Annotated in this window: 10 protein-coding genes and 1 pseudogene; 3 read left to right on the top strand and 8 right to left on the bottom strand. The window is 69.6% G+C overall.

Features of this window, described 5'->3' with window-relative positions:
- A partial coding sequence (locus VXC91_RS38920; protein WP_329512080.1) for a ferritin family protein occupies nucleotides 1-266 on the top strand: 266 nt, incomplete at its 5' end.
- A 62-nt stretch (nucleotides 267-328) separates the two neighbouring features.
- Here the strand turns inward: VXC91_RS38920 and VXC91_RS38915 are convergent.
- From VXC91_RS38915 to VXC91_RS38905, 3 genes are all read right to left on the bottom strand, one after another.
- Nucleotides 329-883 carry a hypothetical protein gene (locus VXC91_RS38915; protein WP_329512079.1) on the bottom strand — a complete coding sequence of 185 codons (555 nt, stop codon included), beginning with the start codon at nucleotides 881-883 and terminating at the stop codon, nucleotides 329-331.
- A 267-nt stretch (nucleotides 884-1,150) separates the two neighbouring features.
- Nucleotides 1,151-3,478 carry a heavy metal translocating P-type ATPase gene (locus VXC91_RS38910; protein WP_329512078.1) on the bottom strand — a complete coding sequence of 776 codons (2,328 nt, stop codon included), beginning with the start codon at nucleotides 3,476-3,478 and terminating at the stop codon, nucleotides 1,151-1,153.
- Between the two features lie 146 nt (nucleotides 3,479-3,624).
- Nucleotides 3,625-4,590 (bottom strand): universal stress protein, encoded by a 966-nt coding sequence (locus VXC91_RS38905; protein WP_329512077.1) that lies wholly within the window; start codon nucleotides 4,588-4,590, stop codon nucleotides 3,625-3,627.
- Between the two features lie 299 nt (nucleotides 4,591-4,889).
- Here VXC91_RS38905 and VXC91_RS47270 point away from each other — a divergent pair, with 299 nt between their 5' ends.
- The gene (locus VXC91_RS47270; protein ID WP_408057587.1) at nucleotides 4,890-5,114 is read left to right on the top strand and encodes a hypothetical protein; all 225 of its coding nucleotides are present in this window, start codon (nucleotides 4,890-4,892) and stop codon (nucleotides 5,112-5,114) included.
- Between the two features lie 70 nt (nucleotides 5,115-5,184).
- On the opposite strand, the gene VXC91_RS38895 is transcribed toward VXC91_RS47270, so the two are convergent.
- Nucleotides 5,185-5,937: an SDR family oxidoreductase gene (locus VXC91_RS38895; RefSeq protein ID WP_329512075.1), complete on the bottom strand. Its 753-nt coding sequence runs from the start codon at nucleotides 5,935-5,937 to the stop codon at nucleotides 5,185-5,187.
- Nucleotides 5,938-6,022: 85 nt separating this feature from the next.
- On the opposite strand from VXC91_RS38895, the gene VXC91_RS38890 reads away from it, so the two are divergent.
- A complete protein-coding gene (locus tag VXC91_RS38890) occupies nucleotides 6,023-6,496 on the top strand; it encodes an RrF2 family transcriptional regulator (protein ID WP_329512074.1) in 474 nt (157 codons plus the stop codon).
- Between the two features lie 351 nt (nucleotides 6,497-6,847).
- Here VXC91_RS38890 and VXC91_RS38885 read toward each other — a convergent pair whose 3' ends face one another.
- The 4 genes and pseudogenes from VXC91_RS38885 to VXC91_RS38870 form a co-directional block, all read right to left on the bottom strand.
- Entirely contained in the window at nucleotides 6,848-7,567 is a 720-nt protein-coding gene (locus tag VXC91_RS38885) for an SDR family NAD(P)-dependent oxidoreductase (protein ID WP_329512073.1), read from the bottom strand.
- A gap of 238 nt (nucleotides 7,568-7,805) precedes the next feature.
- Complete coding sequence (locus tag VXC91_RS38880; protein ID WP_329512072.1) at nucleotides 7,806-8,168, bottom strand: SDR family oxidoreductase; 363 nt, start codon at nucleotides 8,166-8,168, stop codon at nucleotides 7,806-7,808.
- 162 nt (nucleotides 8,169-8,330) lie between these two features.
- Nucleotides 8,331-8,852 carry a DinB family protein gene (locus VXC91_RS38875; RefSeq protein WP_329512071.1) on the bottom strand — a complete coding sequence of 174 codons (522 nt, stop codon included), beginning with the start codon at nucleotides 8,850-8,852 and terminating at the stop codon, nucleotides 8,331-8,333.
- A gap of 385 nt (nucleotides 8,853-9,237) precedes the next feature.
- Nucleotides 9,238-9,381: pseudogene (locus VXC91_RS38870) on the bottom strand (IS5/IS1182 family transposase); the annotation flags it as partial.
- Nucleotides 9,382-9,696 lie beyond the last annotated feature (315 nt).

Here is a 9,696-nt window from a genome sequence, read left to right as displayed (position 1 = left end):
AACTGTTCGAGGGCACCGCCGCAGTGGAACTGCACGAGCACTTCGCCGAAGAAGCGGTCCTGGCCGGCCTGGTCCGCACGACGAACGAGAACCTGAGCAAGGCCATCACAGGGGAGCAGACCGAGGCGACCACCCTGTACCCGGGGTTCGCCAAGCGGGCCACCGCCGTCGGCGACACCGCCGCCGCCGGCTACTTCCGCGACACCGCCGCCGACGAGGCCAAGCACGCGACTGCCTTCCAGCAGGCACTCAACCAGCTGCACTGACTCCCTGGCCGAGCCGCGAGACCGGCCGGAGGCAAGGCAAGAATGTCCGGCCGGTCGACGCTTCACATAGCCCGGCCGGACTGGCTTGTTGAGAAACGGCCATGCCAGACCGCCTTCGTACCCGAGTCACCGATCCGGTACGTGTCAATGGCAGCGCCGACGGCCACGATCAGGGCGATCACCAGCGCCGCGACGCGCACCGCAAGGGAAGAGGCCAGCCGAGCCACAGCGGACGCCCAGCCCTCGGTGGGGCTGTCGGCCGCGCCGCTGCGCTCAGGCTCCCGGCGGGAGCCGGCGCGGCCGAGCAGCCAGACGGCGACCGTCAGCACGAACACGGCGATCGCCCACGGAGTGAGACCGGTGCCCATCTCGGCGTGCTTTTCCAGTAGCGCGCTCTCCTGCACTCGTTCCTCCAGCCACTCACCGGATTCGGTGGTCAGCACCACCAAAGCAAGAGTGATCAGCCCCAGTATCCGCAACACCCACCTGAGCCGGCGCGCTGCGGAAGGCCACAGCGCACAGACGACGAGCGCCAACGCTGTCAGCGAGACCAGCACCACGGCGCCATGAGCGAAGAGGGGATGGCCGGGAAGGCCGTTGATCAGCCCAACATTCACGGGATCTCCTCTGACGAGCAAGCACGACATATCCGAGCCAATATGCGTTGTTTCGGGCATTGTCTGGCAGACGTGGTCCGCGTGCAGAGGGCATGCGCGCGTATGGAGCAGTGCCCGGAGTGCGACATCGCAGTCGCACCTGCCCAGACCCCTGGACGGGTGGAGGCATCTGGGAAGCTTCGGATCGGCTGTGGGTTTTGCCGACCGGGGTGAAAGGCAAGCGCGATGAGCCCGGCTGAATGGTCGGTTCCCGCCGACATGTTCGCGTCACGGGGCCAGGGAGAAGTAGTTCTCCTCTTCCTGGGAGAAATGCAGTCGCAGGACGGTGTGCAGTCCGTAGAGGCACGAGCGCAGATCATCGAGTTGATCGGCGTCCAGGCCGCCACGGGCGTGGGCCAGTTGCAGATGAGTGGCGACGCGGCGGGAGAGACGCTCGATCTCCGTGTGGGCACGGCTCATGGTGGCGGTGGCCTCGGGGCCGCCGAGTGCGGGAGCGAGCGCGGGGTAGAGCTGGTGCTCCTCGGCGTACTCATGCGGCAGGAGCCGTTCGGTCAGCAGCCGGTGCGTCTCCTCGACGGCCGTCAGGGCCTCGCGGCCCGGGGTGTCGGACAGCCGGTCGGCGGCGGCGCGTACCGCTTCGAGGACGTCCTGCAGATCATCATGTTCGGCCGCGAAGCGGTGGATGAGCGCTTCAGCGGTGGGAGTGAGGGCCGGTCCCGTCGCCTGGTCGACGCGCAGAGCGCGCAGGGCGTTAAGGATGACCGCGACGTCGATGCCCTCCTGGAGCAGGGCACCGGCGGCGGGCGGGAGCAGGCCGACGGCGGCCGCGGCCATGGCGGCCAGCGACATCAGCATGCCGCCCAACGCGCTCTGTACGGCGATGTGTCGGGCTCGTGCGGCGATGCCGACGGCATCGGCGAGGCGGTCCACGCGGTCGGTGGTCAAGACGATGTCGGCGGCTTCGGAGGAGGCGGTGGAGCCGCGGGCCCCCATAGCAACCCCGACGTCCGCGGCAGCGAGGGCAGGGGCGTCGTTGACACCGTCGCCGACCATGACGGTGACGGCCTGGTCGCGTCCGGCGCGGACCGCAGCGACCTTGTCCGCGGCGCTGAGCTCGGCCCGTACGCCGTCGAGACCGAGGACGGCGGCCACTTCGTGGGCGGGTTCCGCGCGGTCTCCCGTGAGCATCATGATCCGCTCGATGCCCGCCGTGCGCAGGTGGCGCAGGGTCCTGGGAGCGTCGGTGCGGATCGGATCGCGCAGAAGGATGGCGCCCGTCAGGTGCTCGTCGACAGTCAGCCAGGCGACGGCCGCACCGTCGAGCAGCGCGCGGTTGTCCGCCGCCCGGGCCCAGGACGGCACAGCATCCGCGGTGTCGACGCGACCGATGGACACCCTGTGCCCGTCCACGATTCCTGAGGCGCCCCGGCCGGGCTCCTCGGTGACGTCCGACGGCACCGACAGCTCCAGCCCGCGTTCCCGGGCGGCGTCGACAATGGCGTGGGCCAGCACGTGCGGCGAGTACTGGTCGAGCGCGGCCGCCAGGCGCAGCACCTGCGCGGGCTTCCACCCCGGTGCGGCAGCAACGTCAAGGACGCCCGGACAGCCACCGGTGAGGGTGCCGGTCTTGTCCAACAGCAGGGTACGGGCCCGGCCGAGGTTCTCCAGCGCGCCGCCGTCGCGGATCACCACACCGAGGCGCGAGGCACGGGACAGCCCGGAGACGATCGCGACCGGCGCGGCCAGCAGCAGCGGGCACGGCGTGGCGACCACCAGAACCGCGACCGCCCGTACCGCGGAACCGCTCAGGAGCCAGGCCAGCCCGGCCACCACGAGGGACAGGGAGAGGAACCAGGCCGCATACCGGTCCGCCAGGCGGACCACGGGGGCGGACTCCGCGCCGGCCTGCCGGGCCAGTCTCACGATCCCGGCATACGTGCTGTCCTGCTCGGTGGCCGTGGCCCGCAGGTCGAAGGCGCCGCCGGCGTTGACCACACCGCTGCGCACCGCTTCGTCCTGCGCCCGCTCGACATGCAGGGGCTCCCCGGTGAGCACCGACTCGTCGAGGACGGCGACGGCGCTCTCCACGCGGCCGTCGACAGGCACCACCTCTCCAGGGCCCACCACGAGCAGGTCACCCACAGCCACCTCGGCCAACGGCACCGTGCACACCCCGGCGTCGGTGAGGCGCCGGGCCGTGCGCGGCGCGTGTTCCAAAAGGGCCCGCAGGTCATGGGAGGCCCGCCGCTGAGCGGCGGCTTCGAGAGTGCGGCCCGTGGCGAGCATCAAGGCGATCAGCGCGCCCGCCAGGTACTCGCGCACGGCCAGGGTGCCGCCAAGGGCCAGAACAGCGATCAGATCCACGCCCGCATGACCACGCCGCAACGCCGCCAGTACCCACCCCACCGCCGGGACGATGGCAAACACAGTACCCAGGCCCCAGAACAGGTTCGCGAGGCTGTTGGCACCAACGACCCAGGCCACACCGCCGGCCGTCAGGGCCGCCGCCGTGACGGCGAGGAGGGCCAGCTCCAGCCGCGCGAAAACCGCGACTGTCAAGCGGCGAACCGGCCCCGTGGCGGCGAAGTGGTTCATGGGCACACCTCTGCTGTCCATCCTCGGCCCGGACCCGGTCCATCACACCTCGGGCCCGGCCCCGAGCGCAGGAGCCGAACGGCCCTGCCGGGAGGGCCGAAAGACGACGGTGCAACGAGCATACGCATGAGCGGAAAGCCACGTGATCACTGCGTAGAGGCTGGACACCTACGGCTGCCCGCCAATCGGAGGAGAGGGTCACTGACCGAGCCAAGGGCAAGACCGTGGAAGCCGCGAAACAGCCCATCCCAGGGCGCGCAGACTACGCCCAGAGCGTCGACCCCGACGACCATGGGCTCAGCCGTCTCCGCTTCCCCGGGGACTTTGCGCGTGACCAGGCTCGAACACTCCTCAATCGGATGTACCCGTGCCTCGATCAGGGCCGGACGGATCCGGGAACGAAGCAGTCGCCGCTCGACAGCGACGTGCAGATAACGCTTCTCCCACAACAGCAGCGCCTCGTCCAGCAGTCGCTGTTCCTCCTCACGTAGCCGCTCGATGTCGACCACCATGTTCAGAGGGTCACCCGGCCCCTCATACGCTCGTTCGCTCCAGGTGTTCCACACGTGCACAGCCAGCAGGCCTGCGCCCCGCAGCGACGCCTCGGCGAAGGCGAACTCGACGGCTCCTTCGCCCGCTGGCGAGCCGTCGACCGCCAGCAATACGGGACCGGCCGGGTCCGGCTTGCCGCGGACCACCAGAACCGGGCAGCGGGCGTGGGCAGCCAGATGTACGGCGGTGGAACCGAGCAGCAGGCTCCCGAACGCGCCCAGCCCGCGGCTGCCGACCACGACGAGCGAGGCCGTGCGCGACTCGATCTCCAGCACCATCAGCGGCTCACCAACGGTGACCTCGCGCGCGATGTCCAGTTGCGGCGCGACTGCGCGTGCCCGCTGTTCGGCCTTGATCAGCGTGCCGTCCACTAGCTCACGCACCCCAGCCACGGCCGGATTCCACGGCGGCCCGCCAGGCGGTACGTGGATCGACGGCCATCCGAAGGCGTGCACCAGCCGCAGCCCGGTCCCACGCAGCGCGGCTTCCTGCGCTGCGGCCTCCACCGCCTCCAGGCTGGACCGTGAGCCGTCCACTCCCACCACCACCGGCTGTGTCATGACGCGCCTTCCTGCCGAGTCACGTGTCCTGCTCCTTCCAGCCTGTGGCAACGTGTCACGCACTGCATCGGGCCGGATGGCCACGGACAACCGTCCGGCGTGCGCCGGCCGAGTGATGCGCCCTGCGGAAGCGATCTCCTTGGCGATGCGGGTCTGGTCCATCGTGCCGTTGTCGAGCTCGGACAGCCGCACCTCGCTGACCTCGGTGGTTCACCTCCACCTGCCAGGACGCCCCATCACCCGCCAGCACGTCTGCTGCCCGTCACGCCCGGGACCAGTTATGGGTCACCGACATCACCGTGCACCCCACGCTGGAAGGCAAGGTGTACTGCGCGGTCGTGCCGGACACGTTCTCACGACGCGTGGTCGGCTGGTCGATCGACGCCTCGCCCACCGCCGCACTGACCACCAATGCCCTGGCCATGGCCATGGCCATCGGGAACCGCTCCCCCGGCCGGGCGGCACCATCATCCACTCCGATCACGGCGTGCAGTTCGGGTCCTGGGCATTCACCCAGCGCGTGAGGGCCTCCGGCCTGCTGCCCTCCATCGGCTCCATCGGAGACTGCGTGGACAACGCGATGCCGGGGTGACGCTAGTGCTGCTTTGCGAGCCACTCGTCGAAGGTGGTTGGCGCGATGCGGGCGCCCTCGCCGGGCAGGCGTACGTCACCGGCCCACTCCGGGCCGAGTAGCGATGACCACGTCGGCACGAGCTTGACCGCGTGTCCGCGCGCCTCGTTGGTGCGCCGGGCCATGTCCACCAGGTCCTGCGGCTCCGGGCCGGCGACATCGCGGTAACGCCCCTGCGGTGCGCCTGTGGCGATCTCGGTGAGGATGTCGGCCACGTCCGCGGGAGCAATCGGCTGGACGAGCAGCGGTGCGATCGCAGCGACGCCGTCCTGCTCGGTCCAGTTCGTCAACGTCGCGGCGAAGTCGTGGAACTCCGTGGCAGGAACGATCGTCCACGGCACCGGGCCCTCGGTCACGAGGCGCTCCTGCTCGCGCTTGCCGGCGTAGTGCGCGTTGCCTTCAATGCGATGGACGCCGGCGATCGAGAGCAGCACATGGTGACGGACACCGGCCCGCTCCTCGGCGGCGAGCAGGTTCCGGGTGGTGGTGCCGAAGTACGCCACCGCGTCGTCCCGGTCGGCTGCCGTGTAGCTCGTGGCGTCGATGACGGCCTCGACGCCGGTCAGAGCGGCGTCGAGGCCGTCGCCGGTGGTCAGGTCCACGCCGAGTGAGCGGCTGATGCGCACGACGTGGTGTCCGGCCTGTTCCAGGGCGGCGACCGTGAGGGCCCCGATGTTGCCGGTCGCTCCGGCGACGGCGATTCGCATGGTCCGCATGGTGATCTCTCCTCTGTCTCTCATGCTGCCGCCCACGGTATCTCGGACTAAAAAGATCCTCAATGTCTGGGATAGGATCGGGCTCATGAAGCTGCCTGTGAGTACGGAATGGCTGTTGCACTGCGCCACGTCGCTGGCGCAGCTCGAGGCAGGGGCCACCGCGTCGGCGGCACAGCTCGCCCAGTACTTCGACCTGCCGGCGGCCTATCTCGCCAAGCAGCTGCAGGCGCTGGTCAAGGCCGGCGTGCTGACCGCAACGACAGGCCCGCGCGGCGGGTTCCGACTGGCCCGGCCTGCTTCCGAGATCACGCTCCTGCAGATCGTCGAGGCAGTCGACGGTGCGGCCTCGCCGTACGAGTGCCGCGAGATCCGCCAGCAGGGACGGGGAGCACTGCCCGCCGAGGAGTGCCAGAACCCCTGCATCCTCGCCGAGAAGATGGCCGAAGCCCACGAAGCCTGGCGGAACAACCTCGCCACGACCTCGCTCGCCGAGATCATCGCCGCACTGCCCCCATCAGCCCCACCCCGCACCCGCCTGCGCCTGACCGGAACGCCGTAGCGCACCCGCCGCCGCATGCAACGCCCCGGACCTCGCGCAGACAGGCAGCTGGTCAGGGCCGGCGTCGGTGACGACAAGGCCATCAATCACCCGAACCATGGTGGGCATGCCGACGTCGCGGACGATGAGCCGCAGCCTGACCGTGCCCGTTGCGTGCCCGGTCCAACGGGGTGCAGCGGGGACTCACGGGGCACAACGGCTCAGATCGCGCTCCGGCCCAGGTCAGGGAGTTGCCAGGTCAGCCACCATCTGGTGTGGCGAAGGAACGCGGACAAGGCCGAACGGTGTTCTGACCAGGAGGAACAGAAGTCGAAAGCAGGTGCGTCACCTGCAGCGTGGCCTCCTGGAGGGTCACGGCGACCTGTCGTTCCCTCGCGTGGGCCTGCCGCAGTCGCTCACCAGCTGGAGCTCCCGCGCCCGCGCATATGGTGAAGTCTCCACCGCCTCTCGCTCGCTGAACACGTGACCTGGCTGATGGCCGACCGCAGCTCCGCCGCAACCGAGCCGCTTCAACAAGGCACCGAAGCACTCTGGTCGTTGACGAAGGTGCACCGGTGCTTGGACTCCCAGCTGCCGACTTGCATTTCTGTTGCCGGCGCAGCCCGGTTGGGGTGGCCCAGCGGGCGCGTAGGGGGCGGTGTAACCACCGTCGACGGGCAGTGCGATGCCGGTGACGAAGCTGGACTTGTCGGAGGCGAGCCACACAACGGCGTCGGCGATCTCCTCGGGGCGGGCGATGCGTCCCAGAGGGTGCGAGGCATCGAGCGCCTTCCGCCAGTCCTCGCCGTCGTAGCCCGCGTTGTTCAGGGCGATGTCGAGGCGATCGATTTCCGCGGCCGCCGCCAGGACGGCCTTTTCCACCTGGGACTCGTCGGTCATGTCCGCCATCACGTGGCGGGCCGAGCCGCCGGCGGCCTCGACGAGGCGAACGGTCTCCTTCAGGCTCTCCGCGGTGCGGCCCGCGACTGTCACCAATGCCCCTTCGTCGGCCAGGGCCAGGGCGGACGCCCGCCCGATGCCGCTGCCGCCTCCGGCGACGAGCGCCGACTTGCCCGCAAATTGCTGGGTCATCTCTGAGTTCTTCCTCATTGCAGCGTACGGGGATTCTGGTGAGGGAACAGCGGGTCGGAAGCACGCTGAATTCGCGTTGCGATCCGGTACCGGTGCTATCTGCGGCAGCACGGGCTGCTGCGGACGAGGGCGTGGCAGGCCGACGACGATCGGTGGCACGTCGGACCTGCACGAAAGGGACGTCGCGCCCGAAACGGGCGGAACAGGTCAGCCGGCAACGTTCACGCCGGGCATGACGTCAGACCTGTGCGGTGCCCTGGACGATGATCTCGTTGACGTTGACGTTGGCCGGCTGGGCGATGGCGTAGCCGATGCCTTCGGCGATGGCGGAGGGGTCGATACCGACCGCGTCGAGCGCTGCGCGCACCGCTCTTTGCACCTGGTCCTCGCCTCCGGAGTGGGTGAGCTCGGTGTGGGTGAGGCCGGGGCAGACGACGGTGACGCGGAGGTCGGTGGTCTCCTGGCGCAGGCCGTCGGAGACGGCGCGGACGGCGAACTTCGTCGCGCAGTACACCACGCCGGTCGGGTCCACGCGGTGGGCGGCGGTGGAGGCGACGTTGACGATGTGCCCGGACCGGCGCTCCCGCATGCTGGGGAGCACCGCTGCGATACCGACGGCCCGTGGACAAGAGGATGCCTCCGGCGGGGGCGGCGCTCAGGGCTCCGAGATGCACGGGGCGCCATCCGCGAGTCCCGGCCCACGGTGGCGGGTGCAGGGGATCGTTGGCCTGGTCGCGCCCGGATCACCGGCCGACGTCCCTGCTCAGTCAGGCGGGGCCAGGGTGAGCTGGGCACGATGGAAGTCGAAGTGCTGCGTGGGGTAACGGTAGACGTCAGCCAGGGTCATCACGTCCTTGAAGAACGGATCCCAGCGGGTCGGAAACCGCATCATGCGCGCCAATTCGGCCTCTGGCTCGGCGTCCAAGCTGCGGCGCAGGGCCGCGACAGTGCGATCAAACTGCCCACCCATACGGCGGTGGTTCAAGACCCGTGCACCGCCCACCGCCCCCAGAAAGTTGATCACATCGAACGGCCGGGTAGATGCGTCGAGCAGACGGGACCAGGCACCACTCACGCCCGGCGGGAGACGGCCGCACAGGCGTACCAAAGGAAGTAGCGCGCGCACGACCATGTAGCCGAAAAGCATGTGATACAGAAGCTGCTCGTTGTTCCACCGAGTCCCCTGGCTCGGGCGACGCAGGTCCTCGGCCGTAGCGGTGTCCAACAGCTGGTGGAACGCCACGCTCGCCTGCCGCAGCTCATCATGGACGACTTGCCGATCCATTCGCCCCTCCTGCCCGGCCACCGTGCAATGCCCCATGATGACGCTTACCGGGCGGTCGAGCACCAGGCTCGTTCCAGGTGGGCGTATACGGCACTGACGACGGACGCAGGGCGGCTCAATGAGCCGCAGCCGAACCTTTCCGGTCGCCGCACTAGCTAGGGCCTGCACAGGGCAGAGGCCCAAGCAAACCGCACGAGCCGCGAGGCACCGTGCCGCTTGCCCTCAGCAGCGTGCAGCCCCGTGCTATTCGGCCAGGTAGCCAAGTCGCTGATCCGTCGGCTGGGTGATCACAGATCCACCCCGCACCTGCCACTCGACCTGCTGAGCCACCTCGCTGCTGGCTACGAAGAGCCCCTGAACCCGGTCCCCGTCCTCGTCGGAAGCGGGGATCGCCGCTGTCGGCGATCACGGTCCTGCGGCCGACGGCGTCCTTGGCTCCGGACAGCTCCCACGCCCTGCAGTCGTTGCGGCCGCCGGGCAGCGGCCGGCCGACGGCGACGACGAGCCGGGTGTCGGCGTCGATGACGACCACAGATCCGGCATAGCCGGATCCTGGCCTTGCAGGGGGCCGCTGGATCCGCGGGCTCCTGCAGGCAGATCAGCGCCCTGGGCCGCGCACCTTGCTCGTGACCCAGGCCACCGGTGTCGGTGGCTCAGGCGGAGGCCCCTTCGGCCTCGGCGGACATGCGATCTCTCGACTTCGTGTCAGTACGCGATCTGCACGTCTGCCGCTTGGTGGCAGTACTGGCTCCCTTGATCTCTCATCTGCGGAAGGTCGTCCGCCTCGAGCAGCGTAAGGTGGCTGGTCGGGTCGCCCGGGGGAATCGCCCCCCGGGCTCCCGCA

The sequence above is a fragment of the Streptomyces chiangmaiensis genome (genome assembly GCF_036281785.1).
Taxonomy (GTDB): Bacteria; Actinomycetota; Actinomycetes; order Streptomycetales; family Streptomycetaceae; genus Streptomyces; species Streptomyces chiangmaiensis.
The sequence above is the reverse complement of the archived record's forward strand: the minus strand, read 5'-3'. Positions and strand labels throughout refer to the sequence as shown.